The organism is Arthrobacter sp. SAFR-179, from assembly GCF_059414945.1.
Map to the genome: position 1 here is coordinate 180,199 of NZ_JBPFDM010000006.1, position 24,796 is coordinate 204,994.

General features: G+C 67.0%; 24 protein-coding genes. 15 read left to right on the plus strand and 9 right to left on the minus strand.

What is annotated here, in order from left to right:
• The first annotated feature begins 78 nt into the window (after nucleotides 1–78).
• Entirely contained in the window at nucleotides 79–1,152 is a 1,074-nt protein-coding gene (locus ACR65K_RS12200; protein ID WP_440153047.1) for a Gfo/Idh/MocA family protein, read from the plus strand.
• A gap of 174 nt (nucleotides 1,153–1,326) precedes the next feature.
• Here ACR65K_RS12200 and ald read toward each other — a convergent pair whose 3' ends face one another.
• Nucleotides 1,327–2,445 (minus strand): alanine dehydrogenase, encoded by a 1,119-nt coding sequence (gene ald, locus ACR65K_RS12205; RefSeq protein ID WP_142118425.1) that lies wholly within the window; start codon nucleotides 2,443–2,445, stop codon nucleotides 1,327–1,329.
• A 232-nt stretch (nucleotides 2,446–2,677) separates the two neighbouring features.
• Between ald and ACR65K_RS12210 the strand changes: the two genes are divergently transcribed.
• Nucleotides 2,678–3,898, plus strand: coding sequence for a PucR family transcriptional regulator (locus ACR65K_RS12210; RefSeq protein WP_056335659.1), 1,221 nt, complete (start codon nucleotides 2,678–2,680; stop codon nucleotides 3,896–3,898).
• Nucleotides 3,899–3,914: 16 nt separating this feature from the next.
• Here ACR65K_RS12210 and ACR65K_RS12215 read toward each other — a convergent pair whose 3' ends face one another.
• From ACR65K_RS12215 to ptsP, 3 genes are read right to left on the minus strand one after another with little or no spacing between them, the layout of a single operon-like run.
• On the minus strand, nucleotides 3,915–4,721 hold the full coding sequence (locus ACR65K_RS12215) for an alpha/beta fold hydrolase (RefSeq protein ID WP_440153049.1): 807 nt from the start codon (nucleotides 4,719–4,721) through the stop codon (nucleotides 3,915–3,917).
• A gap of 12 nt (nucleotides 4,722–4,733) precedes the next feature.
• Complete coding sequence (locus tag ACR65K_RS12220; protein WP_056335655.1) at nucleotides 4,734–5,159, minus strand: helix-turn-helix domain-containing protein; 426 nt, start codon at nucleotides 5,157–5,159, stop codon at nucleotides 4,734–4,736.
• Between the two features lie 45 nt (nucleotides 5,160–5,204).
• Nucleotides 5,205–6,890, minus strand: a complete 1,686-nt coding sequence (ptsP, locus tag ACR65K_RS12225) for a phosphoenolpyruvate--protein phosphotransferase (RefSeq protein WP_440153051.1) — start codon at nucleotides 6,888–6,890, stop codon at nucleotides 5,205–5,207.
• 160 nt (nucleotides 6,891–7,050) lie between these two features.
• Here ptsP and ACR65K_RS12230 point away from each other — a divergent pair, with 160 nt between their 5' ends.
• From ACR65K_RS12230 to ACR65K_RS12255, 6 genes are all read left to right on the plus strand, one after another.
• Entirely contained in the window at nucleotides 7,051–7,779 is a 729-nt protein-coding gene (locus ACR65K_RS12230) for a TetR/AcrR family transcriptional regulator (RefSeq protein WP_440153053.1), read from the plus strand.
• An 87-nt stretch (nucleotides 7,780–7,866) separates the two neighbouring features.
• Nucleotides 7,867–9,912, plus strand: a complete 2,046-nt coding sequence (locus ACR65K_RS12235) for a PTS mannitol transporter subunit IICBA (protein WP_440153055.1) — start codon at nucleotides 7,867–7,869, stop codon at nucleotides 9,910–9,912.
• Entirely contained in the window at nucleotides 9,912–11,087 is a 1,176-nt protein-coding gene (locus tag ACR65K_RS12240; RefSeq protein WP_440153057.1) for a mannitol-1-phosphate 5-dehydrogenase, read from the plus strand. Before ACR65K_RS12235 ends, ACR65K_RS12240 begins: the two co-directional genes overlap by 1 nt.
• A gap of 200 nt (nucleotides 11,088–11,287) precedes the next feature.
• Nucleotides 11,288–11,827: a GNAT family N-acetyltransferase gene (locus ACR65K_RS12245; RefSeq protein WP_440153059.1), complete on the plus strand. Its 540-nt coding sequence runs from the start codon at nucleotides 11,288–11,290 to the stop codon at nucleotides 11,825–11,827.
• A 42-nt stretch (nucleotides 11,828–11,869) separates the two neighbouring features.
• Nucleotides 11,870–12,310: a MarR family winged helix-turn-helix transcriptional regulator gene (locus ACR65K_RS12250; protein ID WP_440153061.1), complete on the plus strand. Its 441-nt coding sequence runs from the start codon at nucleotides 11,870–11,872 to the stop codon at nucleotides 12,308–12,310.
• 28 nt (nucleotides 12,311–12,338) lie between these two features.
• Complete coding sequence (locus ACR65K_RS12255; RefSeq protein WP_440153063.1) at nucleotides 12,339–13,565, plus strand: MFS transporter; 1,227 nt, start codon at nucleotides 12,339–12,341, stop codon at nucleotides 13,563–13,565.
• A 110-nt stretch (nucleotides 13,566–13,675) separates the two neighbouring features.
• Here ACR65K_RS12255 and ACR65K_RS12260 read toward each other — a convergent pair whose 3' ends face one another.
• From ACR65K_RS12260 to rraA, 3 genes are all read right to left on the minus strand, one after another.
• The gene (locus ACR65K_RS12260; RefSeq protein WP_440153064.1) at nucleotides 13,676–15,112 is read right to left on the minus strand and encodes a sugar porter family MFS transporter; all 1,437 of its coding nucleotides are present in this window, start codon (nucleotides 15,110–15,112) and stop codon (nucleotides 13,676–13,678) included.
• Between the two features lie 199 nt (nucleotides 15,113–15,311).
• A complete protein-coding gene (locus ACR65K_RS12265) occupies nucleotides 15,312–16,976 on the minus strand; it encodes an MDR family MFS transporter (protein ID WP_440153065.1) in 1,665 nt (554 codons plus the stop codon).
• 97 nt (nucleotides 16,977–17,073) lie between these two features.
• Nucleotides 17,074–17,571, minus strand: a complete 498-nt coding sequence (gene rraA, locus ACR65K_RS12270; protein WP_056335628.1) for a ribonuclease E activity regulator RraA — start codon at nucleotides 17,569–17,571, stop codon at nucleotides 17,074–17,076.
• A gap of 120 nt (nucleotides 17,572–17,691) precedes the next feature.
• Here rraA and ACR65K_RS12275 point away from each other — a divergent pair, with 120 nt between their 5' ends.
• From ACR65K_RS12275 to ACR65K_RS12295, 5 genes are all read left to right on the plus strand, one after another.
• Nucleotides 17,692–18,975: an MFS transporter gene (locus ACR65K_RS12275; protein ID WP_440153067.1), complete on the plus strand. Its 1,284-nt coding sequence runs from the start codon at nucleotides 17,692–17,694 to the stop codon at nucleotides 18,973–18,975.
• A 138-nt stretch (nucleotides 18,976–19,113) separates the two neighbouring features.
• Nucleotides 19,114–19,722 (plus strand): TetR/AcrR family transcriptional regulator, encoded by a 609-nt coding sequence (locus ACR65K_RS12280; protein WP_440153069.1) that lies wholly within the window; start codon nucleotides 19,114–19,116, stop codon nucleotides 19,720–19,722.
• Nucleotides 19,723–20,009: 287 nt separating this feature from the next.
• Complete coding sequence (locus ACR65K_RS12285) at nucleotides 20,010–21,209, plus strand: NAD(P)-dependent malic enzyme (RefSeq protein WP_440153071.1); 1,200 nt, start codon at nucleotides 20,010–20,012, stop codon at nucleotides 21,207–21,209.
• A 92-nt stretch (nucleotides 21,210–21,301) separates the two neighbouring features.
• Complete coding sequence (locus ACR65K_RS12290) at nucleotides 21,302–21,805, plus strand: DUF456 domain-containing protein (RefSeq protein WP_440153072.1); 504 nt, start codon at nucleotides 21,302–21,304, stop codon at nucleotides 21,803–21,805.
• A gap of 43 nt (nucleotides 21,806–21,848) precedes the next feature.
• Nucleotides 21,849–22,223 (plus strand): nuclear transport factor 2 family protein, encoded by a 375-nt coding sequence (locus tag ACR65K_RS12295; protein WP_056336100.1) that lies wholly within the window; start codon nucleotides 21,849–21,851, stop codon nucleotides 22,221–22,223.
• Between the two features lie 4 nt (nucleotides 22,224–22,227).
• On the opposite strand, the gene ACR65K_RS12300 is transcribed toward ACR65K_RS12295, so the two are convergent.
• On the minus strand, nucleotides 22,228–22,458 hold the full coding sequence (locus tag ACR65K_RS12300; protein ID WP_056335612.1) for a hypothetical protein: 231 nt from the start codon (nucleotides 22,456–22,458) through the stop codon (nucleotides 22,228–22,230).
• Between the two features lie 141 nt (nucleotides 22,459–22,599).
• Here ACR65K_RS12300 and ACR65K_RS12305 point away from each other — a divergent pair, with 141 nt between their 5' ends.
• On the plus strand, nucleotides 22,600–23,577 hold the full coding sequence (locus tag ACR65K_RS12305) for a hypothetical protein (RefSeq protein WP_056335609.1): 978 nt from the start codon (nucleotides 22,600–22,602) through the stop codon (nucleotides 23,575–23,577).
• A gap of 12 nt (nucleotides 23,578–23,589) precedes the next feature.
• Here ACR65K_RS12305 and ACR65K_RS12310 read toward each other — a convergent pair whose 3' ends face one another.
• Nucleotides 23,590–24,231, minus strand: a complete 642-nt coding sequence (locus ACR65K_RS12310; protein WP_056335606.1) for a LysE family translocator — start codon at nucleotides 24,229–24,231, stop codon at nucleotides 23,590–23,592.
• A 108-nt stretch (nucleotides 24,232–24,339) separates the two neighbouring features.
• Between ACR65K_RS12310 and ACR65K_RS12315 the strand changes: the two genes are divergently transcribed.
• Complete coding sequence (locus ACR65K_RS12315) at nucleotides 24,340–24,795, plus strand: Lrp/AsnC family transcriptional regulator (protein ID WP_056335603.1); 456 nt, start codon at nucleotides 24,340–24,342, stop codon at nucleotides 24,793–24,795.
• The last annotated feature ends 1 nt before the right edge of the window (nucleotide 24,796 follow it).

A 24,796-nucleotide genomic window follows, 5' to 3' on the forward strand; every position in this document is an offset into this window, starting at 1 on the left:
GCTCAAGCAGGGGTACCGGCTTCCGGTGTTTAACGGTTCCTGACCAACCGTGCCGGGCCCGGGGGTAGCGTAGCTTCCATGACCGGAACTGAAGGGGACCCCCGCACCATCCGTACCGCCGTCGTCGGCTACGGGCTTGCCGGCAGTGTGTTCCACGTGCCGTTGCTGGCGGCCAACAGCGATTACTCGCTGGACGTCGTGGCCACGTCCGACGCCGGCCGGAGCGCGGCTGCCTCAGCCCGCCTTCCGGGCGCGGCAGTGGTGCCCGACGCCCACGCCGTCCTGGGGCGGGCAGCCAACCTTGACCTGGTGGTCCTGGCGACGCCACCCGCGACGCATTATCCGCTGGCCAGGGCTGCGCTGGAGGCGGGGCTGGACGTGGTGGTGGACAAGCCCTTCGCGGTCACCAGCGGCCAGGGGCAGGAACTGATCGAGCTGGCGCGGCAGCGGGGGCGGGTGCTCACGGTGTTCCACAACCGGCGGTGGGACGGTGACTTCCTCACATTGCGGAAGCTACTGGCGGCCCAGGCCCTTGGAAACGTGACCCGGTTCGAATCGCGCTTCGAGCGCTGGCAGCCCTCGATTGCGAAGGCCTGGAAGGCGCGGGCCACGGCCGCCGACGGGGGAGGGGCCCTGTTCGATCTCGGCAGCCACCTGATCGACCAGGCGCTGCAGTTGTTTGGCCCGGCCACCGTCCTGCACGCGGAGCTGAAGGCCCGGCGGTCCGACGAGCGGGCGGATGACGACGTCTTCCTGGTCCTCCGCCACGATTCCGGTGTGACCAGCCACCTGACCATGAACATGCTGTGCGCGCAGCAGGGCCCCCGCTTCCGGGTGCTGGGCTCAATCGGCGGCTTCACCAAGAACGGCGTGGACCCGCAGGAGCCCTACATCGCGGCCGGCGGAAGCCCCCTGGACCCCGCCTACGGCCAGGAGGCGCCGGAATGGGCAGGCCTCCTGGGCCGGGACGGCCACCTGGACCGCCTCCCCACCGAACGCGGCGCCTACCCGGAGTTCTACCGGATCCTGGCGGAAAAGATCCTCGACGGCGGAGCAGGGTCGCCCCTTCCCCTCCCCGTAAATCCGGAGGACGCGGTCGAGGTCCTCAAAATCATAGAAAAAGCCCGCAAGGTCGCCTCGGCGGCCGTTTGACATGCCGAACGCCGAACGACAGGCATCCGGCAGCGTGCGTCAAAGCGACGATGTGGGCCCACGCCGGCAGGGTTCCCTGGCCGAGCTTGCGAGGCGAGGGGGCCGGTGGGGAGCAGCACGCAGAGGATGTCTGTCGTCCGGCGCAGCGGGACGAGCAGCGGGCGTCGGAAGGGCTTAGGCGGAAACCAGTTCGTGCCAGTCGGCGACGAGGGGCAGGTCGTGGGCCTCGGACACGGAGTGGTGGGCCACATGGCCGGCGGCGATGTTCAGGCCGGCGGCGAGGGCGGGGTCACGGTCGAAGGCGGCCTTGACGCCCAGGTTGGCCAGGGACACCGCGTAGCGCAGGGTGACGTTGGTCAGCGCGTAGGTGGAGGTGTTGGGGACGGCGCCGGGCATGTTGGCCACGCAGTAGAAGATGGTGTTGTGCACCTTGTACGTGGGTTCCTGGTGCGTGGTGGGGTGCGTGTCCTCGAAGCAGCCGCCCTGGTCCACGGCGATGTCCACCAGGACCGAGCCGGGCTTCATCCGGGCCACGAGGTCGTTGGTGACCAGCTTGGGGGCCTTGGCGCCCGGGATCAGGACGGAACCGATCACCAGGTCTGCGTCCACCACTGACTTTTCGATCTCGTACTTGTTCGACGCCACGGTCTTGAGTCGGCCCTGGTACTGGGCGTCCAGTTCGCGCAGGCGGTTGATGTTGATGTCCAGGATGGTGACGTCGGCACCCAGGCCAAGGGCCATGGCTGCGGCGTTGGTGCCGGCCACACCGGCGCCCAGGACAACCACCTTGGCGGGCCGCACGCCGGGCACGCCGCCCAGCAGGACGCCCTTGCCGCCGGCCGGAGCCATCAGGGAGGTGGCACCCACCTGGACGGACAGGCGGCCTGCAACCTCGGACATCGGGGCGAGCAGCGGCAGCGACCGGCCCTCCTGCACGGTTTCGTAGGCGATGGCGGTGACGCCGGAGTTGATGAGCTCCCGGGTCAGTTCCGGCTCGGCGGCCAGGTGCAGGTAGGTGAAGAGGATCAGGCCCTTGCGGAAGCGGTGGTACTCGGCCTTGATGGGTTCCTTGACCTTCATGACCATGTCCGCGCGGGCCCAGACGTCATCGGCTTCGTTGACGATTTCGGCACCGGCGATCGAGTATTCCTCGTCGGTAATACCTGAGCCGAGGCCTGCGCCGCGCTCCACCAGGACGGTGTGCCCGTGAGTAAGGAACTCGTGGACGCCGGCCGCGGTGATGGCCACGCGGAACTCGTTGTTCTTGATTTCTTTGGGGACGCCGATGATCATCGTCTGCTCCAGGGTGTGGGGCCGGTGGGCCGTAAAACGGAAGGATTTCGTGCTTCAACGATAAATCCGGCTGTGAGCCAGCTGACATGCGGGAGCCCGAAGCGCCACATGGGAAATCCCGTGATTCCGCGGTTTTTGCCGCCGTCAGCTAGACATCTGTCGAGCCTTGAAGCGTCAGGTGTCGCCTCATGTCCGTTCGTCCTCAGGGGTTCCGCAGCAGTAGTGTTGGCCCATGCAGCAGCAGGGTGTGGAACAGCTCGTGGAACAGGTGGCACAGAAGCTGGGACGCGGGCTTTCCCTCGAGGACCTGGACGGCCTGCTGCTTGCCTACAGCTCGAACCAGTCCCACGCCGACCGGGTGCGCGTGAACTTCCTCCTCAGCAAGAAGGTCCCGGCGGACGTGAGCGCCTGGCAGCTCTCCCACGGCATCGCCACAGCCGTGCGGCCCGTTGTGGTTCCCGCCAACCCGGACCTGGGCATGCTGGGCCGGGTTTGCGTTCCGCTTATGGTGCGGGGATTCCGCGTGGGCTACCTCTGGGTGCAGCAGGACTCCGCGGAGGAAAGCCCGACGGCGATCCTCACCCAGTTGCCGGGCGTGAACCACGAGCTTGAGCTGCTGTCCGGCCTCCTGCTCGACTCAAATACGGCCGAATCCGAATTCCGGCGGGGCAGGGAGCGGGAGTTCCTCGCCGCCTGTGCAGGGGAACCCAATGCCCTGGCCGCCGTCGCCGGCTGGAAGGAAGTCCAGGGGCGCGGCCCGTGGCAGATGGTTACGGTGCTCGATGCGGACGGCTGGGCCAGCGGTCCGGACCCCATCGCGTCCACCCTGATCCACCGCTCCACCGCGCTCCAGGCAACCGTTGGGGTGGATGCCGCCCTGTTCAGCGCCGGGACGGAGACGCATTCCGTGGTGCTGTTCCGCGAGTCGACCGGCCGGGCCAACCACGCGCAGGTCCTGGTCCACTACCAGCTGGAGCTTGCCAAGCGCTCCGGCCGCCCGGTCCACCGGATCATCCTGGGCATCAGCGAGGGTTTCTCGAAAACCCGCCAGTTGTCGGAGGCATACCGGCAGTCGCGGGTGGCGGCACAGGCGGCGGCGGTGGACCCGCAGCTGGGCGAACTGGTGGACTGCCGCGCAACGGGCGTCTACCAGCTTCTCGCGTCGGCCGGGGGAGGTGTGGGAGCCTGGGCGGACTCCGGTTCGGTCTACTTCCGCATGCTCGAGGACCACGACCGCAACGACGAACTCATCCCGGTCCTTGAACTCCTCTATGACAACGACGGCTCCGTGCAGGACGTCGCCGGCAAGCTCCACTTGCACCGCAGCAGCATCTACAACAGGCTGGGCCGGATCCGGCAGCTGCTGGGGGTGGACCCGCTGAAGGGCATGCTCCGCCTGGAACTGCACGCCGCCCTCAAAATGCGGCGCTGGGCGGGAAGGCCCAGAATTTGAGGTCCGGAATCTGACGCTAGACGGAGGCCTCGGCGAAAGACCTGATGGCGTCCGCAACCTGCCGCGGGCGCAGGTGCTGGGCCACGTGTCCTGCCCGGCCAATCTCAACAAAGCTTCCCTGCGGCACAACCTGCGAGAGCCGGAGCGACCAATCCGCGCCCGCCACCGGATCGTGTTTTCCGCGCAGCACCAGCACTGGCGCATTGATGCCCGCAAGCCGCAGCTCGGTGGGGTAGGCCATCATCACGGGCAGCATGGTGAAGTACCAGCGTGGACCGCAGCGGAAATAGTCCGAGAAGACCAGCCAGTTGGAGGAGGCGCTTTCCCTCAGGAGCGAGTCCTGGAACAGTGCCAGGCCCTGCCGCCGGACGCTGCGGTGCCGCGAGTCCACCACGGGACCCATCAGCACCAACCGGCGCACCTGCTCCGGTGCGTCAAGCGCGGCTTCGATGGCGAACTGGACCCCCATCGAATGTCCCACCAGGACATACGGGCCAATGCCACAGGCCTTCAATGCCTGCCCGATGAAGGCCCCGTAGTCCTCCACCGACAGTTGCCGCCCGGGCTTGGGGGTGCCGGCGAAACCCGGCAGGTCCAGGGAATAGGTGGGGGCAACGGCGGCGAGCTCGTCGTGGAGGCGCCGAAGGTAGCGGTGGGAAACCCCGATGCCGTGGATAAGGACGTAGGCGGGCACGGTTTGGCTGCCGGCGGTTTCCGGCCCCGGCGCAGGTGTGCCGTCAGCCCAAAGGATGCGCCCCTGGAGCCCGTCGGCCTCCACGTCGGCTGACCTCAGTGGCTCCTTCCGGGAGCGGGGCCACGCCATGCGGGTGCCCAACTACTCGCCCGTGCCGGCGGCGTCGGCCCCGGCGGCCTTGTCATGCCGGCGTTTTTGTTCCGCAAGTTTCTGGGCCTCGAGCCACGCCATGATGTCAGCTGTCCGGATCCGCCGGTGCGAGCCGCGGTACTCCACCGGGATTTCACCGCGGTCCGTCATGTTGCGCAGGTAGGTGTGCGAGATACCCGCAAGCTCGGCCGCCTGCGACGTGGTCAGCATGTCCTCCACGCTGCTCACGGTCACCGTTTCGCCTCGGCTGAGCCGGGCGAGGAGGTCCACGACGGCGTCCCGCGCCTGCCCGGGCAGTCGGTGGACCGTGCCGTCGACGAAGACGGTGATGTCATTGCTGTCCGCCAGGGCGCGCGCAAGGCTGCGGGCGTCGCCGGCAGGCAGTCCGGCCGTGACGCGGGGGGCTATCAGTGCCATGGACGTAGCCTATCCCGGCCGCGGCCGGCCGCGGCCGCGGCCGCGTCAGAGTCCCAGCTCCTCCAATACCGGCAGCTTTTCCCGGACCCACGCCCGCGCCTCGGTGGCGCTCGGCGCGGACAGGGCAAGCTTGGCCAGGTCCTGGGCTTCGGACAGGGTCACCGTCTTCAGGACTGCCGCCACCGCGGCGAGGGAGCGCGCCGTCATGGACAGGGTGCTCACACCCAGGCCGGTGAGGACGACGGCGAGGGCGGGATCGGCGGCAGCCTCGCCGCAGACGCCCACGGGCTTGTTGTGGCCCTCCGCGCGGGATCCTTCAACGGTGAGGCCGACGAGGCGCAGGACGGCAGGCTGCCACGGGGTGTTCAGGTTGGCCAGCGGACCAAGCTGGCGGTCTGCGGCCATGGCGTACTGGGTGAGGTCGTTGGTGCCAAGGCTGGCAAAGCCCACCTCGCGGAGGATGGACTCGGCGGTAAGGGCTGCCGACGGGACCTCCACCATGACGCCGGGGGTTTTGATGCCGGCATCGGCGCACATGGAAGCGAACCGGGCCGCTTCCTCCGCCGTGGAGATCATCGGGGCCATGACCCAGACATCGGCCTGGGACTGCTGCTGCGCCAGGGCGATGGCCTCCAGCTGGCGGTCCAGGACGCCGGGAGTGGTGAAGTCGGTGCGGTAGCCGCGGACGCCGAGGGCCGGGTTGGGCTCGGTGGAGTCCGTCAGGAACGGCAGCGGCTTATCCGCGCCGGCATCCAGGGTGCGCAGCACTACCTTCTTGCCCGGGAAGGCATCAAAGACACTCTTGTAGGCAGCGGCCTGCTCTTCGACGCTGGGTTCGGTATCTCGTTCAAGGAAGCAGAACTCAGTGCGGAAGAGGCCCACGCCCTGGGCTCCCAGCTTGGCGGCCGCTTCGGCGTCCTTGCCGCCGCCCACGTTCGCAAGCAGCGGCACTTCGTGGCCGTCCGCCGTCGTGCCCGTGCCGGTGAACTCTGCCAGCAGCGATGCCGTGGCGGCCCATGCTTCCGCTGTTGCCCGCAGGGATTCGTCGGGCCCGGAGGTGATGAGGCCGGCCGCGCCGTCCACGTACACCTCGGTGCCGTCCGGGAGTTCGTCCACGCCCACGGCGGCAACCACGGCGGGCAGGCCGAGGGACCGGGCGATGATGGCGGTGTGCGACTGGGGGCCGCCGCCTGCGGTCACCAGTGCCAGGACCTTGTTCGGGTCGAGTGTCGCAGTGTCCGCGGGGGCCAGGTCCTCTGCCACCAGGACGAACGGGGTGTTGGAGGCGGGAATGCCGGGTGCGGGAACCCCCCGGAGCTCGGCCACGATCCGGGCGCGCACGTCAAGGACATCGGTGGCGCGTTCGGCCATGTAGCCGCCCAGGTTGTGCAGCATCTCGGATACGGATGAACCGGATTCCCAGATGGCGCGTTCGGCGGAGGTGCCCCGGGCCACCAGTTTGGCTGCCCCCTTGATCAGCATGGTGTCCTTGGCCATCAGTGCGGTGGCCTCCAGGACGGCCTTGCCGTCGCCGGTGGCGTGGGCGGCGCGGTCCTTCAGTTCGTCGTGCACCGCCTGCGCGGCTGCCTTCAGTGCTGCTGTGGCTTCCTCGGCAGTGGTGCCCGGGGCCAGCTGTTCGCCGGCGGGAGGCTCACTGATCGGTTTGGGCATCTGCCGGACGGTGCCGATGACGCGGCCTGGGCTGACGCCTACTCCTGGGAAGTTCTGCACTGAAGGTCCTCATTCTCTGCCGGTGGACAGGCCCGCCAAGTTCTCCGGCACCGTGCCGGGTCCGCCTGAAGACTGCTACGTCCAGGGCGGGAAACGTGCCTGAAAAAATTGTATGTGATTCAGTTCATATAGCAACGCTATAGGTGCTAGGGTAGCGGTTATGAGTTTGGATGGCCAGCTTCCCCCCAAAATGCGGCTGCTCCGTGCTGCCGCGGAACTGCTGGCAAAATCCGCGGGAGCACCGGTGTCAACCCGCCAGATCACCCAGCTGGCGGGGGTTTCGGCGCCCACCCTGTACCACCACTTCGGTGACAAGGAAGGTCTGTTCGACGCCGTCGTCGCCGCAGGGTTTGAAGAATATGTCGCGGGCGAAAGGGATTTCGCCCCCTCCGGACGGCCGCTTGAGGACATCCGGAGAATGTGGGACAACCACGTCCAGTTCGGACTGAACCAGCCTGAGCTGTACCTGGTGATGTTCGGCAACATCCGTCCGGAGAGCCGGCCTGCCATCGTGGCAGACGCCGAGGCGCTCATGGAGGAGATGCTGAACAAGGCAGCGGCGGCGGGCCAGCTGAACGTCCAGCCCAGGGAGGCAGCCAGGTCCATCCTGGCAGCCAATGTGGGCGTGACGCTGATGCTGATTGCGGAGCCCGCAACCGAGCGCAACCTCGAATTGTCCACCATGACCCGGGACGCCATGATCTTCGCGGTGTCCGCCGAGCCCGCCAGCGGCCCGGCCCCGGGCGGCACCGGAAAGTCCTCGGTGGTGGTGGCAGCGATCGCCCTGAACGCCGCACTTCAGGCTTCGCACTCTGACCAGCTTTCCAGCTCGGAACTCAAGCTCTTCCTCGAATGGCTGCACCGGATCTCCACCAGCCCCGCCGGTTAGCCCCGCAACCCCGTAGTACCCAGCAGTATGTCGTCGTAATCATCGGACCACTCCTGCGGAGCAGCAGGAATGAGGTTAGGAAATCACATGGCAACAGAGACAGTTGCAAAACCCCGCACCAGCGCGCGCGTGCACGTCCAAAAGTTCGGGACATTCCTGTCCGGCATGATCATGCCCAACATCGGGGCGTTCATCGCCTGGGGCATCATCACCGCCCTCTTCATCGAGAAGGGCTGGCTGCCCGTTCCGCAACTGGGTGGTTTCGGCGAGACCGGCGGCAAGCCCAACATCGGCCTGGTAGGCCCCATGATCACCTACCTCCTGCCGCTCCTGATCGGCTACACCGGCGGCAAGAACGTCTATGACGTCCGCGGCGGCGTGGTGGGAGCCATCGGCACCATGGGCGTGATCGTTGGTGCCGGCATCCCCATGTTCATCGGTGCCATGATCATGGGCCCGCTGGGCGGCTGGACCATGAAGAAGATCGATATGCTCTGGGACGGCAAGATCCGCCCCGGCTTCGAGATGCTGGTCAACAACTTCTCCGCCGGCATCTGGGGCGCATTGCTCGCCATGCTGGGCTTCTACGGAATTTCACCGCTGGTGACGGCCTTCAGCACCGCAGCCGGCAACGTGGTGCAGTTCCTGGTCAACAACGGACTGCTGCCGCTGACCAGCATCTTCATCGAGCCTGCCAAGGTGCTGTTCCTGAACAACGCCATCAACCACGGTGTGCTCACGCCGCTGGGCGTCCAGCAGTCGCTGGACCAGGGCAAGTCCATCCTGTTCCTGCTCGAGGCCAACCCGGGCCCCGGCCTGGGCATCCTGCTGGCCTACATGTTCTTCGGCCGCGGTGCCGCCAAGGCGTCGGCCCCCGGTGCTGCGATCATCCACTTCCTGGGCGGCATCCACGAGATCTACTTCCCGTACGTGCTGATGCGCCCGCTGCTGATCCTGGCAGCCATCGCCGGCGGCATGACCGGCATCGCCACCCTTGCCGTCACCGGCGCGGGACTCGTTGCCCCCGCCGCCCCGGGATCCATCATCGCGGTGCTCGCCCAGACGTCCCGTGACAGCTACCTCGGCGTGATCCTGTCGGTGCTGCTCGCCACCACGGCGTCCTTCCTGGTGGCCTCCGTCATCATGAAGACCACCAAGCACAGCGACGAAGCCGACCTGGGCGACGCCACTGCCCGCATGGAGGCAATGAAGGGCAAGAAGAGCTCGGTGTCCTCCACCCTCACTGGTGCAGGCGCTTCCGCAGGTGCCGCCTCCGGCCGTGGCGGAGTGGGCGTCCTGGCCGGCCCCGTCCGGAACATCGTGTTCGCGTGCGACGCCGGCATGGGCTCCAGCGCCATGGGCGCCTCCGTGCTGCGGAACAAGATCAAGGCGGCCGGCTTCCCGGACGTCAAGGTCACCAACGCCTCCATCGCCAACCTCAGCGACACCTACGACGTTGTGGTCACGCACCAGGACCTCACCGAACGGGCCAAGCCGGCCACCTCCAGCGCCGTCCACTACTCGGTGGACAACTTCATGAGCAGCCCCCGCTATGAGGAGATCGTGGACCTGGTCCGCGAGAGCAACACCGAAGGCGGAACGTCCGACGCCGGCACCACCCACGGTGCGCACGCCGCCGATGCCCCGCTGGACGCAGCCCCTGCGGCAGCAGGTGCCGCCGGAGCTTCCGCGAACGGAAGCTCCGACATCCTGGCCCGCGAGAGCGTGGTCATGCGCGGTTCGGCCACCACCCGCGACGCCGCCATCGACGAGGCCGGCCGGCTCCTGCTGGCCCGCGGGGCGGTGGATGAGGGCTATATCGCAGCCATGCATGAGCGGGAAGAATCTGTCTCCACCTACATGGGCAGCTTCCTGGCCATCCCGCACGGCACCAACGCCGCCAAGGACCACATCCGCAAGTCGGCCGTGTCCGTGATCCGCTACCCGGAAGGCATTGACTGGAACGGCAAGCAGGTCAAGTTCGTGGTGGGCGTTGCCGGCATCAACAACGAGCACCTGCACATCCTGTCCTCCATCGCCAAGGTCTTCACGAACAAGGAACAGGTTGCCCGTCTCGAGGCCGCCACGTCCGAGGATGAAGTCCTGGAACTCTTCGGAAAGGTCAACGCATAGTGAAGGCAGTACATTTTGGGGCCGGCAACATCGGCCGTGGCTTCGTGGGGCTGCTCCTGCACGATTCCGGCTACGAAGTGGTGTTCGCGGACGTGGCCGAGGACCTGATCAACCGGCTCAAGGAAGCGGACAGCTACGCCGTGCATGAGGTGGGGGACAACCCGGCCGTGCGGACTGTGGATAACTTCCGGGCCCTGAACTCCAACGCCCAGGAAGCGGAACTGGTCGCCGAGATCGCGACGGCGGACATCGTCACCACCGCAGTGGGTCCGCACATCCTGAAGTTCGTGGCGCCCGTGATCGCCAAGGGCATCGTCGCCAGGGAGCCCGGCCGGGCGCCCCTGCAGGTGATGGCCTGCGAGAACGCGATCAACGCCACGGACATCCTTGCCAAGGAAGTGGCGGCCCAGCCCGGAGCCACCGCCGCAGTCCTGGATGACAAGGCGGTGTTCGCCAACACGGCGGTGGACCGGATCGTTCCCAACCAGGAAGCCGGCCAGGGCCTGGACGTCACCGTGGAGACCTTTTACGAATGGGTCATCGACCGCACTGCCTTCGGTGACTCCGCTCCCGCGATCCCCGGCGCAACGTTCGTGGACGACCTCTCGCCCTATATCGAGCGGAAGCTGTTCACCGTGAACACCGGCCACGCGTCAGCGGCATACTTCGGGTTCGAGGCGGGCCTGGAGAAGATCTCCGACGCCATGGCGGACCAGGATGTGGCTGAAGATGTCCGGGCGGTGCTGGAGGAAACCAAGCAGCTCCTGGTGGCCAAGCACGGGTTCAGCAACGACGAGCAGGAAGCCTACGTCCAGAAGATCCTGGTCAGGTTCTCCAACCCGTACCTGCCGGACACCGTCAACCGCGTGGGCCGGGCTCCGCTGCGGAAGCTGAGCCGGAACGAGCGGTTCATCGGTCCGGCAGCGGAACTGGCAGAACGCGGCGTGGTGCCTGAGGCCCTGCTGGGTGCCATCGCGGCAGCCCTCCGGTTCAACGATCCCGCTGATGCCGAGGCCACCGAGCTGGCAGCCATCCTGGGCTCGGCCAGCCCCACTGATGCCACCGAAAGGATTACCGGGCTGGCGCCCGGCCACCCGCTGTTCGCCGCTGTTGCCACCCTTGTGGAGGAGCGGCAGGCGGAAATGGCCGACACCCCCGCCCAAAGCATCACCTGACACGCACCATCACCACCTGCGGCCTTTAACGCAACGCTCCATCAGATCCTGCAGGAAATCCACCAACGCATCTGCAACCACGACGCCGGCACTCACCACTTGCATTCCAGTGGCGGGGTGTCGGCGTCGTGGGTTTGCTGCTGTGCCCCGGCAACGCCCGCTCACCTTTGGCAGGTTTTCCCTCAAGCCAAGCTCAGATCATGTGCCAAGCTGGGCAGGTGATCCTTCCCGAAGATGCAGCGCCCGCCTTGCTCACCGCCGACGTCAACGGCGGGACGTTCCGCCTCCGCCACGCCAACCAGGCGGACCTGCCCGCCATGGTGCGCCTGCTCGCCGACGACGCGTTGGGCGCCGGCCGCGAAGCAGCCAGGGACATGGAGCCCTACGAGCGGGCCTTCGAAGCGATCGACGCCGACCCCTCCCACCTGCTGGTGGTGGGCGAACTGGTGCCGCCCGGCGAAGAGGCCGGTCCGGTGGTTGCCACCTTCCAACTGAGCTTCCTCCCGGGAATCTCCCGGCAGGGAGCCTGGCGCTCACAGCTTGAGGGGGTTCGCGTGGCCTCGTCCCTTCGCGGGCAGGGCATCGGCAAGCTGATGGTGGGATGGGCCGTCCGGGAGTCGCAAAAGCGCGGCTGCAACCTGATGCAGCTGACTACCCACAAGAGCCGCACCGCGGCCCATCGGTTCTACGAGCAGCTGGGCTTCGAGGCCAGCCATGTCGGCATGAAACTGGCGCTCTAAACCCTTGACCGTTAGGTACCCTAAATGTTAGGCTGCCTAACGATGAATACCAACGATGCCGCATTGCAGGAACTTGCCAGCGGGTTCCGCGAAGCCCTCCGCCACAGTATCTACCTGGTGAGGCGCCTCGACGCCGACGGCGAACTCAGCGCCGCCCAGCTCAGCACCCTCAAGATGATGCTCGGCGAAGGCCAGCGAGTCGGCGAGATTGCCCGGAACCTCGGAGTCCGCGTGCCCAGTGCCACGGAACAAATCATCAAACTCGAGCGCGCGGGCCTGGCCCGCCGCGAGCCGGACCCGGCGGACTCCCGCGCTGTCCGGGTGGTCCTGACTGACGAAGGCCGCGCCGCCGTCGACTCCGCCAACAACCGGCGCAACCAGGTGATGGCCGAAATCCTCAGTACCCTCTCCGACCAGGACCGCAAAGCCTTGGCGGCGGCCCTGCCGGTCATCGACAAAATCAATGCATCCCTCCAGAACTGAACCAGCCACGAACTTAGGAGTACCCTCCATGGACGGCCAGCTCGCAGAAACCCTGCAAGCACCAGAATCAACCTTTCAGGCTGAAAAAGCCTCATTCCTGAAACAGCCCAAGGCGGTCTGGGCCACCGCCCTCGCCGCTGTGTTCGCCTTCATGGGCATCGGCCTGGTGGACCCCATCCTCCCCGCCATCGCCACCAACCTGGATGCCAGCCCCAGCCAGGTGTCCCTGCTGTTCACCAGCTACTTCCTGGTCACGGCGCTGGCCATGCTGATCACGGGGTTCGTATCCTCCCGGATCGGCGGCAAGAAGACGCTGCTGATCGGCCTGGCCGTCATCGTCGTCTTTTCGTCCCTGTCCGGCCTGTCCGGCAGCGTCGGTGAGCTGGTGGGCTTCCGCGCCGGCTGGGGGCTGGGCAACGCCCTGTTCGTCGCCACCGCGCTCGCCGTGATCGTCGGCGTTGCCAGCGGCGGCGCCGGGACCGCCATCATCCTCTATGAGGCCGCGCTGGGCCTGGGCATCTCGCTCGGCCCGCTGCTGGGCGCCCTCCTGGGCGGCTGGCAGTGGCGCGCACCGTTCTTCGGCACCGCCGTCCTCATGGCTGCCGCCTTCATCGCCCTGATCGCCCTGCTGCCCAAAACTCCCCTGCCGGAGCGCAAGGTGCGCCTGCGCGACCCCCTCCTGGCGCTGGGCCACAAGGGACTGCGGACGACGGCGGCAAGCGGCTTGTTCTACAACTACGGCTTCTTCACCATCCTGGCCTTCACCCCGTTCATCCTGGGCATGGACGCCTACGGCATCGGCGGCGTGTTCTTCGGCTGGGGTGTGGCCGTGGCCGTTTTCTCGGTCTTCGTTGCACCGGTCCTGCAGAGCCGGTTTGGCGCCGTCAAGGTACTGACCGGCACGCTGTTCGTCCTCATGCTGGACCTGGCCGGGCTGGGACTGGCGGCGGGGCACTCGGTGCCGGCCGTCGTCGTCCTGGTCATTGTTGCCGGTGCGCTGCTGGGCATCAACAACACCATTTACACGGAACTGGCCATGGGTGTCTCCGATGCGCCGCGGCCCGTGGCTTCCTCCGGCTACAACTTTGTCCGCTGGATGGGCGGCGCCCTGGCCCCGTTCGCGGCGGCGCAGCTCGGAGAGCACTTTGGCCCGCAGGTTCCGTTCTTTGCCGGGGCGGTGGCCATGGCCATCGCCATCCTGGTGGCATTCGGCGGCCGGTCCTACCTCTCCTCGCACGAGCCGCACGTCGTGTAAACAGCCGCAAAATAACAAACCCTCCATCACGCCATGTGATGGAGGGTTTGTTGTTTTCCTGCGAAAGCTGATGGGGCGTCCCGGGAAAAGCCGCCAAAAGTGATGGGGCGTTACTTGGCGGAACCCTTGGGCACGAACAGCGTCTCCGCCTGCTCCAGGGACATGCCGTTGGTCTCCGGCACCTTGAACATGACGAAGAAGAAGGACGCCGCCGCGAACAGGGCGTACATGGCGTAGGTCAGCGGCAGTGAAGCCGAGGCCATGACCGGGAAGCTGAGCGTGATCGCGAAGTTGGCCACCCACTGCGCCGCGGCGGCCAGGCCAAGCGCCCGGGCGCGGATCCTGGACGGGAAGATCTCGCCCAGGAGGACCCACACCAGCGGCCCCCAGGACGCACCGAAGCTGACGACGAAGATGTTCGCGGCCACCAGGGCCACGGGACCCCACGCGCCCGGCAGGCTGATGTCCTCGCCGCTGCCCGTTGCCGAGGAAAAGGCCAGGGCCATGGCGCCCAGGGACACGGCCATGCCCACGGATCCGGCCAGCAGGATGGGCCGGCGGCCCACACGGTCCACCAGGGCGATGGCCACCAGGGTGACCAGGATGTTGGTGATGGAGGTTGCCACCGAGATGGCCAGGGAGTCCTTCTCCTGGAAGCCCACAGCCTTCCACAGGGTGGTGGAGTAGTAGAAGATCACGTTGATCCCCACGAACTGCTGCAGCACCGACAGCGTGATGCCCACCCAGACCACAGCCTGGAGGCCGAACGTCCTGCCGCGGAGGGACCCCTTCTGGCCGGCCAGCTTGTCTTCCTCGATGGCTTCGCGGATGTCCCGGATGTGGCGGTCGGCGTCCTCGGAGGGCGCGATGGATTCGAAGACCTTCCGGGCTTGGTCTTCCTTGCCTTGGAACACCAGGAACCGGGGGGACTCGGGCAGGGTGAAGGCAACCCAGCCGTAAACGACGGCCGGGACGGCCGCGGCCAGGAACATCCAGCGCCATGATTCAATGCCCAGCCACAAGGCCTGGTCCGCGCCGCCGGCACTGGTGGCCAGGAGCGCGTCCGAGAGCAGTGCGGCGAAGATGCCCGTGGTGATGGCCAGCTGCTGCAGGGACGCCAGGCGGCCGCGGACCTTCCGGGGCGAAATTTCGGAGATGTAGGCAGGGGCGATGACAGAGGCCAGCCCGATGCCCAGGCCGCCCACAAGGCGCCAGAAGATCAAGTCCCAGACGCCGAAGCAAAAGCCGGTGCCTACGGCGCTGACCAGGAAGAGCAGGGCGCCCAGCTTCATGGCCGGGATGCGGCCGTAACGGTCAGCCACCTTGCCGGCCAGGAAGGCGCCGGCCGCGCAGCCCAGCAGGGCGATGGCCACGGCGAAGCCGGTGACGGCCTCCGAGAGCGCAAACTCTTCCTTCAGGGCGTCCACGGCTCCATTGACCACTGATGAGTCGAAACCGAAGAGGAATCCGCCCACCGCCCCCGCGAGCGCCAGCCAGATCACCCGCCGCGGTATCCCGGTTGTGGTCTGCTCCTGTGCAGTGGGCATGGTTCTCCCTGGGTTTGGGGGTTTATGGATGCGGTGCGGACGTCGTCGGCTGCGGTACCGGCCAGAGGGGCCGGCGCACACGCGCTAAACAGTGTGGCACGTCACCGCCCGAGGTTCCACTTGGCGCCTGTTGCCCCCTTAAGGCAGGACGACGACGGCGGGCCGTGCCGCCGTCGTCGTCCTGCCTTGCGCTTCAGGGCTAGTGAGCCGGAATTTCCATGCTGTCCCTGTCCTGCGGGGATGCCTTCTGGTCGGTCAGCTTCTTGCGCGGAAGGGCGAAGCTGATGAGGAACGCCAGGCCGGTGAGCGCCGCCGCCGTCAGCATCACGGTGTCGATGGACGTGGCGAAGCCCTCGGTGATGGGCCTGGTCAGGGTGCTGTTGGCGGTGTGCAGCCAGCTGGTGTCGTTCAGGGAGTCGTTGGAGGCGCCGTTCCTGAAGAATTCATACAGCTTGGCGTTGGCCGGATCCGCCGCGACGGCAGGGTCCTTGAGGACGGCGAGGTAGGCGGGGTCGGTGGCGGCGGTCTTCATGCTGTCGGCGATCCGGCTGGCAGCCAGGCTGAAGAGCATGGAGATGAAGACGGCGGTGCCCACGGCGCCGCCCATGGAGCGGAAGAAGGCTGCGGAGGAGGTGCCCACGCCCATGTCCCGCGGCGGCACCGAGGTCTGCATGGCCAGGGTAAGCGGCTGCATGCAGAAGCCCAGGCCCACGCCGAAGAACACCGCGATCAGGCCCGGTACCCAGAGTTCGGTGTCCACTGCCAGCGAGAAGCCCATCACCAGGGCGGCCGCGGTCAGGATGCCGGTGCCCATGATGGGGAAAATGCGGAACGTGCCGGAGGCCGAGATGGTGCGGCCTGCCGTGATGGAGCCGAACAGGATGCCCACGGTGAAGGTGATCATCATCAGGCCGGCCTCGGTGGGGGTGAGTCCCTTGACCAGCTGGAGGTACATCGGGAGCATGGCGATGGCGCCGAACATGCCGATGCCGATGATGAAGTTAAGCAGCGAGGACAGCCCGAACGTGACGTTATGGAAGAGCCGCAGCGGAATCAGGGCGTAATCGCCGGCACGCTTCTCCGCGAGCAGGAACCAGGCAATGCCCACCACGCCCAAGCCGTAGCAGAGGAAGGAGTTCAGGGAGGTCCAGCCCCAGGTGCGGCCCTGCTCAGCCACCAGGAGGAGCGGAACGATGGCCACGGTGATGGCGGCGGCGCCCCAGTAGTCGATCTTTTGCTTCAGGTGCTTCGCCGGCAGGTGCAGGAACAGGAACACCACCGCCAGGGCGGCCAGGCCAATGGGGATGTTGATGAAGAAGACCCAGCGCCAGCCATCGAAGCCCAGGATGTTTGCGGAACCGGCGAACGCACCGCCCACCACCGGGCCCAGGACCGAGGAAATGCCGAACACGGACATGAAGTAGCCCTGGAACTTGGCACGGTCCTTGAGCGAGACGATGTCGCCGATGATGGTCAGCGCCAAGGCCAGCAGGCCGCCGGCACCGAGGCCCTGGATGCCGCGGGCAACAGCGAGTTCGGTCATCGAGTGGACCGAGCCGGCGTACAGGGAGCCCACCAGGAAGACGACGATCGCGGTCAGGTACAGCGGGCGGCGTCCGAAGATGTCGCTCAGCTTGCCGTACAGCGGCGTGCTGACAGTGGAGGTGATCAGGTACGCCGTGGTGGCCCACGCCTGAAGGGAGAGCCCGTCCAGGTCGTTGGCAATGGTGTAGATGGAGGTGGAGACGATGGTCTGGTCAAGGGATGCCAGGAACATGCCCAGCATCAGGCCCACCATGACGGTGACGATCTGGCGTTGCGTCAGGACTTCTCCGGCGCGGGGCGCGGCAGTGGCTTTGGACATGGGTGCTCCAAGGGAAAGAAAGGAAATAAGCAGCGATAGTTGCTTTCAGTAACTATCTTACTCGTTGTTTCTATTCCCGGCCCTGCGAACGTTCCTGCTACGGCTCCACGAGGATGCCGTCCGGGTCGCACCAGACGGTGGCTCCGGGACGGAAGGTCACGCCGTCGATCACCACATCGACGTCAACCTCACCCGCGCCAGCCTTTTGGCTCTTCTTCGGGTTGCTGCCCAGGGCCTTGACGCCGAGGTCCAGGTCCGCGATGGCCAGCCGGTCGCGGATGGCGCCGTTAATGACGACGCCGGCCCAGCCGTTCGCCACGGCGCTTTCGGCGATCATGTCCCCCATCAGGGCCGTGCCCAGCGATCCGCCGCCGTCCACCACCAGTACGGCCCCGTTACCGGGTGAACCGAGCGTGGACTTCACCAGGGCGTTGTCCTGGAAGCAGCGGATGGTCCGGACCGGGCCGCTGAAATGCGAGCGGCCGCCAAGGGACTGGAACTGCAGGGAGACGGACGCCAACTGGTCGCCGCGCTCATCGTAGAGGTCCGCGGTATTGACTGCTGGAACGGATTGGTTTCCTGCTGTTGTGGTCACGTAGCTCTCCTCGCGTAGTGGTGGATTATGCACATCCGCCGCCCGCCGCCGGGCGTCGCGTTACCGCCCACGATAGTCTGATTCCACCGTCAGCCGGCCGCACCAGGGGGAGCCAAGCCAATGAGTCCGTTCAACACGCCTGCGCCGTTGGACGGCACATCGCCAGGGAAAGCCACGGCGGCGCTCGCCGAGCCGGTGCAGAAGGTCACCGCCCGCTGGGTGACCGGGCTGGTGCTGGTGAACGTGGGCATCAACGCGGCCTTTTTCGGGCCCATCAACGTGTTCATCGGCCAGCAGGCCATCAGCATCGACGCGCCGTCAAAAGAAGCCATCCTCTCGCTGGTCACGGCCTGCGGCGCCGCGGTTTCGCTGGTGGCCAACCCGCTCTTCGGTGCCCTCTCGGACCGGACCACCTCCCGGTTCGGCCGGCGCGCCCCATGGGTGCTGGCCGGAGCAGTCCTCGCCACGGCGGCACTGCTGGCCATGTCCTTCTCCGCTGCCGTGTCCCTGATGGTCCTTTTCTGGTGCCTGGTGCAGCTGGGAGCCAACGCCGCCTACGCAGCCATCACCGCGGCCGTCCCGGACAGGGTGCCCGTCATCCAGCGCGGGGGAGTGGGCGGCCTTGCTGCCATGGGCCAGACCCTTGGCATCCTTGCCGGGGCCGTCTTCGGCGCGGTGGTGTCAGGGAACTTCCTGGTGGGTTACTGGCTGTGCGCGGGCGCCCTGCTGCTGTCCGTGCTGCCGTACCTGTTCCACCGGAACGATCCCCCGCTGCCGGCGGAGACAGCCGGCGGATTCCGGATGGGCCGCTTCCTGAGGGGCTTCTGGATCAGCCCCCGGCGCCACCGGGACTTCGCCTGGGCCTGGCTCACCCGCTTCCTGGTCAACGTGGGAAACCAGCTCACCATCGTCTACCTGCTCTTCTTCCTGCGGGACGTCATCGGGTATGGGGATCCCGCCACGGGGGTGCTGGTCCTGACCGGTATCTACGCGGTGATGGTGATGATCACTGCGGTGCTGGCCGGACCGTGGAGCGACAGGGTGGGCAGGCGGAAACCCTTCGTCATCGGCTCCTCCGCCACCATCGCCATGGCCGGCGCCATCATGGCATTCTTTCCGGTCTGGCCCGGCGCGCTCGCCGGCGCCGCCGTCCTGGGCATCGGCTTCGGGGCCTACCTGGCCGTCGACTTTGCGCTGCTGACCCAGGTCCTGCCGTTCGCCGCGAGCCGGGGCAAGGACATGGGGGTCATCAATGTGGCCAACTCGCTGCCGCAGGTGGTTGCCCCGGCCCTGGCACTGCTGGCAGTGACCTACGGTGGCGGCTACCGGACACTGTTCCTCACGGCCGCTGCCGTCGGGCTGACGGGCGCGGTTTTCGTGGTGAAAATCAAGGGCGTCGACTGACCGGCCGGTGCCCCAAAACTAAGGCCGCTGACTAATTAGGGCACACTGCTGTGCCGTATAGTTGAACCCGGCTGCAGGGCGGTACGGAAGTGGGGGCGCTCCTGGCCGCAGTCCCTACAACACAACCCCGGAATGCTGATGCCCGAGACTTTTTCAGACCATCCGCCCATGGCCGCCCGGCCTTCCGCTCCGCGCCAGCGCCTCCGCTACACCCGAATCCTGGACACCGCCGCCGGGTTCGCCCGTACGGGACTGGATGCCGTGGAACTCTCCCAGGTGGCAGAAAAAGCAGACGTCCCGCTGGGCACCCTCTACCGCTACTTTCCGTCCTCCGCCCACCTGATGCTTGCGCTGTACCGCCAGCAGCTGGACGAGCTGCAGGCCGGAACCAGGGGCTCATCCCCACGCTTCCGCGGCCGTGCACTGTCCGGCCTGCTGATGGAGATCTTCCACATGCGCGTCATGCAACCCGCCGTGGAGCAATGCCTCAGCAGGGGCGTGTACCACCCGGAAAAGGACACCACCGAACTCCTGCGCGAGATTGATGCGCTGAGTGAAAAGCTCGTCGCCGGCGCCTGCGGTGACGCCGTGGGGGCGAGGGTCCTCCTCCTGACAGTCACTGGTCTGGTCCAGTCAGTGCGCAACCGGCGGTTGTCCCTCTTCGAAGCCGAGGAGGACCTGAAAAAGGCGTGCGGAAGGCTGTCCCCTGCGGCAGAGGCGGGCTTCACAGTGGCCAAGTCTGCGTAACTGGTCTAGACCAAAACGGTATTAAATACGCCATAATGCCGTGATGTGGATCACTAAAATGTCTGGTTAAACGTTTTGGCTCCGCTGAGCCTTGTCAAGGAGGACGAAAGCGCCCTTCCCGGGCTGCCTACCATGGGGGCACCGGAGCGGCAGGGCGGAAACATCCCCGGCGTTCCCACGGACCCGCCACCCCTGGGTTTGCTGCCGCACTACTTTCCCCGCTTGGGCCCGGCCGGGCTCCAGCCCCATGCGCCGTGCGCCCACGGCGAGCACCAGGAGACAACGACGTGTCCATTGACGCATTCACAGCCACCGACAGTTCCGCAGCCACGGCCCTGACCGAAGACGAAATCTTCGGTGCCCACCAGGGCGGAAAGCTGTCCGTCACCAGCAATGTTCCGCTCTCCAACAAGCGGGACCTGTCCATTGCGTACACCCCCGGAGTGGCCGAGGTCAGCCGGGCCATCCACGCGAAGCCCGAACTGGCCCGCACCCTGACCTGGGCCGAACGCCTGGTAGTGGTGGTCAGCGACGGCACTGCCGTCCTGGGCCTGGGCAACATCGGTGCCAGCGCCTCGCTTCCCGTCATGGAAGGCAAGTCCGCCCTCTTCAAGACCTTCGGCGACCTTGACTCCATCCCCCTGGTCCTCAACACCACCGACGTGGACGAAATCGTTGAAACGCTGGTCCGCCTGCGCCCCAGCTTCGGCGCCGTCAACCTCGAGGACATCTCGGCACCGCGGTGCTTTGAGCTTGAGGAAAAGCTGATCGAAGCCCTTGACTGCCCGGTCATGCACGACGACCAGCACGGGACCGCCGTCGTGGCCCTTGCCGCGCTGACCAATGCCGCCAAGGTGACCGGCCGGGGCCTCGAGGGCCTGAAGGTGGTGGTGTCCGGCGCCGGTGCGGCGGGGATCGCCGTCGCCGAAATCCTGCTCGCAGCCGGGATCACCGACGTCGTCCTGCTCGACTCCCGCGGCGTCATCAACAGCAGCCGCAAGGACCTTGCCGCGGACCCGGCGAGCAAGAAGGCCGACATTGCCGGCCGCAGCAACCCCCGCGGTGTCACCGGCGGGCCGGCCGAGGCCCTGGCAGGCGCTGACGTCTTTATCGGCGTCTCCTCCTCCAAGCTCGATGAGGCACACCTGGCCTCGATGAACCAGGACGCCATCGTGTTCGCCCTGTCCAACCCGGACCCCGAAGTCCTGCCCGAGGTGGCCGTCAAGTACGCCGCCGTGGTGGCCACCGGCCGCAGCGACTTCCCCAACCAGATCAACAACGTCCTGGCGTTCCCCGGCATCTTCCGCGGTGCCCTCGACGCCGGCGCCCGCCGGATCACGCCGGCCATGAAGCTCGCGGCAGCGCGCGCCATCGCCGGGCTCGCCGCCGAAGACCTCTCGGCCGACTACATCGTCCCCAGCCCGCTGGACCCGCGGGTGGCACCCGCGGTCACCGCCGCCGTCGCCGCGGCAGTCGAGGCGGAGTAGCGCCTTCCGGCAGAAACCACGACGGCGGTGCCTCCTTCCCCAAAGGAGGCACCGCCGTCGGGCATTAAGGACCGGCCCATAGACTGGGGTCCATGAGCTCCGAGACAGTGGTGACCATCCTGTGCGGCCTGGCAATCCTGGTAGGGGTGGCCGGCACCATCATTCCCGTCCTGCCCGGCAGCGTCCTCATCGGCCTAAGCCTGCTGGCCTGGGCCATCTGGGGCGGCGCCGGGACGGCAGGGTGGGTCATCTTCGCGGTGGCCATGGTCTTTGTCGCCGCGGGCATGACAGCCGGCGCCGTCCTCACTGGCAGGAAGCTCAAGCAGCACGCCATTCCCAGCCGCAGCATCGTGGTGGCCCTTGTGGCGGGCGTGGTGGGGATGTTCATCATCCCGGTGGTGGGCCTCTTCGTCGGCTTCGCGGCCGGTCTGCTGGTCAGCGAGTTCACCCGGACGCGGGATTTTTCGACGGCGGCCAGGTCAAGCTGGGCTGCCCTGAAGGCCACCGGGCTGGGAATGCTTGCGGAATTCGGGCTGGCCTGCCTTGCCGCCAGCACCTGGGTGATCGGCGTGTGGATCGCCGCCGCCAACGGCTGAACCCGTTGTTGCGCGCGGCATGTTCCGCGGGTACAACCGGATCATGACCCAACCGGCCTCAGCCAGAGACTTCATCAGCTCCTGGATGGAAAAATACCAGGCTGCCTGGACCAGCAACGCCCCGGAGGACATCCGCGCCCTCTTCACCCCGGATGCGCTCTACGAGACGCGTCCCCATGATCCCGAACCCTGGCGGGGCCAGGACGGGATCGTCCAGGGCTGGCTTGCGGCACGTGACGAGCCCGCGGACTGGACGTTCACCTGGGAACTGCTGGGCTGCGATGGGCGCACCGCCTTTGTCCAGGGCGCCACCACCTACTCGGGTGGCCGCCCCACCTATGACAACCTGTGGGTCATTACGTTCGACGGATCCGGCCGCGCCAGCTCCTTTACCGAATGGTTCATGGCGGGGAGCTGAGGCCTCAGAGCCCCAGCCCGCCGAGTTTATCGCCCAGTCCGCCCGGGAGTTTGTCCCCGAGTCCACCGGGAAGCCTGGACAGCAGTTCGGCGGGATCGATGCCGAGTTTGGACAGCAGGCCTGCGTGCTGTTCCGTGTCCACCTGGTCAGGCAGTTCCGATTCCGCCTGCGAGGCTTTGGCCTGGTCTCCCTGCGACCGAAGGAGTTCGAGGATCTGATTCTTGTCGATCTGCATGGGTTTCTCCTTGCTGTAATTTGCTTACTAAGGGTGCTTGCTACCCTTCCCGAAAAAGGGGTCGGGGACAAGGCCCTGGCGCGATTGCGGGTTGGTGTACGCAGAGGCCCGGGGCCCTGGACTCGCAGTTAGCATTGAAAGATGAGCGCCGGGGACACCGCACCAATCTACTGGGACAGCCGCGACCTCACCCCTTTTGGGCAGGCACAGCTGCGCACCCCTGTCCACGACCTGGCCGGGGGAGTGGGGGGCCTGCTGACCGGCGTCCTGGGCGGCCGCAACCCTGCCCTGCTGTCCATTGACGGCGAGGTGCCGCGGCTCAAGCGGCTGCTGCCCAAGCCCGCCAAGGTGGTCCACGAAGCCGTCTTCACCAGCCGCGAACCGGAGCGCCTGATTACCTTGGCACGGGCCTATCCCGGATGGGCCGGCCTCTGCTACCTCATGGGCGGGCTCCTGGCGTACAAGCACGGCGGCTACCTGCGTGCTTCCGAGCTCCTGCAACGTGGGCTCACCACCAGGAATGACGATGAAGCCAACCGCTACTCGTCGACCTACCTCACCCGGATCGTCACCCGGATTGAACTGGCCGAACGGGTGGAGATCCCGGTGCTGTTCAGCGAAGAATCCGTGTTCCTTGCCCTGTCCCATTCCCTGCGTGAGACCGGCCGCGCCGAAGCCGCGCTCGACGCACTGACCGGGCTGCCGCCGTCGCTCCCCATGGCCCTGGCCCGCTGCTCCCTGGCCCTCACCTTGGGACGAAGCCGCACCGTCATCGACTGGACGGAGGGGCTGCTGAACGCGGACGACCTCTCCGCCGCCCTGCTGCTGGTCCGCGCCCGTGCCCTGCGGCGGGAGGGCCGCCTCGATGCTGCGCACCAGGCGATCGCCGAAGTCCTGCGGCGCCGGAAGACACACCTGGTGCTCCGCAATGACGCCCTGACGGACCGGGCGTTGCTCGTGCTGGAATCGGGCCGGCGGACGCTGAACCCCCGCGACTGGGGAAAACGGCGCGGGGACCCGGAACCGCAGCGCGAGCTCGAGGCGCCGGTGCCCATCCGCAAGGACGAAGAAATGCGGCGGATCTGGGAGCAGGACTGGAAGGAACTGGGCGGGGACTAGGAACCCGGCCGGCTACTGGATGTGGCTGGCTGCGAACGGCAGCAGTTGCTCGCCCAGCAGCACGGCCCCCAGTGCCACCATGATGATGCCGCTGGCAAGGGTTACTGCCCGCGCGGCCCCCGGCCTGCTCTGCAGCAGCGTGCGCGAGAGCAGGGCCACCGCCGTGTAGACCAGGCCCGCCAGCGCCACGAATGTCAGGCCCAGCAGCCCGGACTGCACCGGCACGGGCAGGGCGGCCTCGGAGCTGACGAACTGCGGGATGAGGGCAATGTAGAAGAGCAGGCCTTTGGGGTTGATCCCGCTGGTGCCCATCCCCTGCAGGAAGGTGCGCAGCTGGGTTCCGGCGGCGCCGCCGTCCGCGCTGAAGCTGGCGTTGCGCCAGGAACGGAGGGTTCCCACCCCGAGCCACAGCAGGTAACCTGCGCCGGCCAGGGTAATCCAGCCCAGGACGCCCGGCATGCCTATCAGCACGGCGGCCAACCCGGCCACCAGCAGGACGGTATGCAGGACATAACCGCCGCAGAGCCCGGCAACGGCCGGGACGAAGCTGCGCTGCCGCAGGCCCGCCGCGATGGTGTAGGCCCAGTCCACTCCCGGCGTGCAGGCCAGGGCTGCGGCCACCACCAGGAAGGCCAGGAACAGCTGCGGATTCATGCGGGTTTCTCCTGTCGACGGGCTCTCAGGAGCAACCATAGGGAGAATTCCGCCAAAAGTGCTGTCCGGTTTTCGCCCGCCCCGCGGCGTGGGCAGTATGTTTATTGCATGCTTGATCAAATTGACAGGAATATTTTGCGGCACCTTCAGGAGGATGGCCGCATGACTGCCACCGCGCTGGCTGCGAAGGTGGGCCTGACGGTGGCGCCGTGCCACCGGCGGCTGCGGGACCTGGAGCAGTCCGGGGTGATCCGCGGGTACAAGGCTGACGTCGACCCTGCCGCAGTGGGCCTGGGGTTCGAGGCAATCGTGTTCGTTACGCTTCGCCAGGTGGACCGGCCCACCATGGAGATTTTCGAGAACCGGGTGGCGGACAACCCGAACATCGTGGAGGCGCAGCGGCTGTTTGGTTCACCGGACTACCTGCTGAAGGTGATCGCCGCGGACCTGCCCGCCTACCAGCGCTTCTATGACACCGAACTGACGTCCCTGCCCGGCGTGGAGCGGCTGACATCCACGCTGGTGATGAAGAACCTGAAGTCCAACGCGGGTCCGCCGGTCTAGG

What these genes read in the sequence shown, in the direction of transcription:
- ACR65K_RS12200 (WP_440153047.1), top strand. Translation starts at nt 79, where the DNA reads ATGACCGGAACTGAAGGGGACCCCCGCACCATCCGTACCGCCGTCGTC.
- ald (WP_142118425.1), bottom strand. Translation starts at nt 2,445, where the DNA reads ATGATCATCGGCGTCCCCAAAGAAATCAAGAACAACGAGTTCCGCGTG.
- ACR65K_RS12210 (WP_056335659.1), top strand. Translation starts at nt 2,678, where the DNA reads ATGCAGCAGCAGGGTGTGGAACAGCTCGTGGAACAGGTGGCACAGAAG.
- ACR65K_RS12215 (WP_440153049.1), bottom strand. Translation starts at nt 4,721, where the DNA reads ATGGCGTGGCCCCGCTCCCGGAAGGAGCCACTGAGGTCAGCCGACGTG.
- ACR65K_RS12220 (WP_056335655.1), bottom strand. Translation starts at nt 5,159, where the DNA reads ATGGCACTGATAGCCCCCCGCGTCACGGCCGGACTGCCTGCCGGCGAC.
- ACR65K_RS12230 (WP_440153053.1), top strand. Translation starts at nt 7,051, where the DNA reads ATGAGTTTGGATGGCCAGCTTCCCCCCAAAATGCGGCTGCTCCGTGCT.
- ACR65K_RS12235 (WP_440153055.1), top strand. Translation starts at nt 7,867, where the DNA reads ATGGCAACAGAGACAGTTGCAAAACCCCGCACCAGCGCGCGCGTGCAC.
- ACR65K_RS12245 (WP_440153059.1), top strand. Translation starts at nt 11,288, where the DNA reads ATGTGCCAAGCTGGGCAGGTGATCCTTCCCGAAGATGCAGCGCCCGCC.
- ACR65K_RS12250 (WP_440153061.1), top strand. Translation starts at nt 11,870, where the DNA reads ATGAATACCAACGATGCCGCATTGCAGGAACTTGCCAGCGGGTTCCGC.
- ACR65K_RS12255 (WP_440153063.1), top strand. Translation starts at nt 12,339, where the DNA reads ATGGACGGCCAGCTCGCAGAAACCCTGCAAGCACCAGAATCAACCTTT.
- ACR65K_RS12260 (WP_440153064.1), bottom strand. Translation starts at nt 15,112, where the DNA reads ATGCCCACTGCACAGGAGCAGACCACAACCGGGATACCGCGGCGGGTG.
- ACR65K_RS12265 (WP_440153065.1), bottom strand. Translation starts at nt 16,976, where the DNA reads ATGTCCAAAGCCACTGCCGCGCCCCGCGCCGGAGAAGTCCTGACGCAA.
- ACR65K_RS12275 (WP_440153067.1), top strand. Translation starts at nt 17,692, where the DNA reads ATGAGTCCGTTCAACACGCCTGCGCCGTTGGACGGCACATCGCCAGGG.
- ACR65K_RS12280 (WP_440153069.1), top strand. Translation starts at nt 19,114, where the DNA reads ATGCCCGAGACTTTTTCAGACCATCCGCCCATGGCCGCCCGGCCTTCC.
- ACR65K_RS12290 (WP_440153072.1), top strand. Translation starts at nt 21,302, where the DNA reads ATGAGCTCCGAGACAGTGGTGACCATCCTGTGCGGCCTGGCAATCCTG.
- ACR65K_RS12295 (WP_056336100.1), top strand. Translation starts at nt 21,849, where the DNA reads ATGACCCAACCGGCCTCAGCCAGAGACTTCATCAGCTCCTGGATGGAA.
- ACR65K_RS12300 (WP_056335612.1), bottom strand. Translation starts at nt 22,458, where the DNA reads ATGCAGATCGACAAGAATCAGATCCTCGAACTCCTTCGGTCGCAGGGA.
- ACR65K_RS12305 (WP_056335609.1), top strand. Translation starts at nt 22,600, where the DNA reads ATGAGCGCCGGGGACACCGCACCAATCTACTGGGACAGCCGCGACCTC.
- ACR65K_RS12310 (WP_056335606.1), bottom strand. Translation starts at nt 24,231, where the DNA reads ATGAATCCGCAGCTGTTCCTGGCCTTCCTGGTGGTGGCCGCAGCCCTG.
- ACR65K_RS12315 (WP_056335603.1), top strand. Translation starts at nt 24,340, where the DNA reads ATGCTTGATCAAATTGACAGGAATATTTTGCGGCACCTTCAGGAGGAT.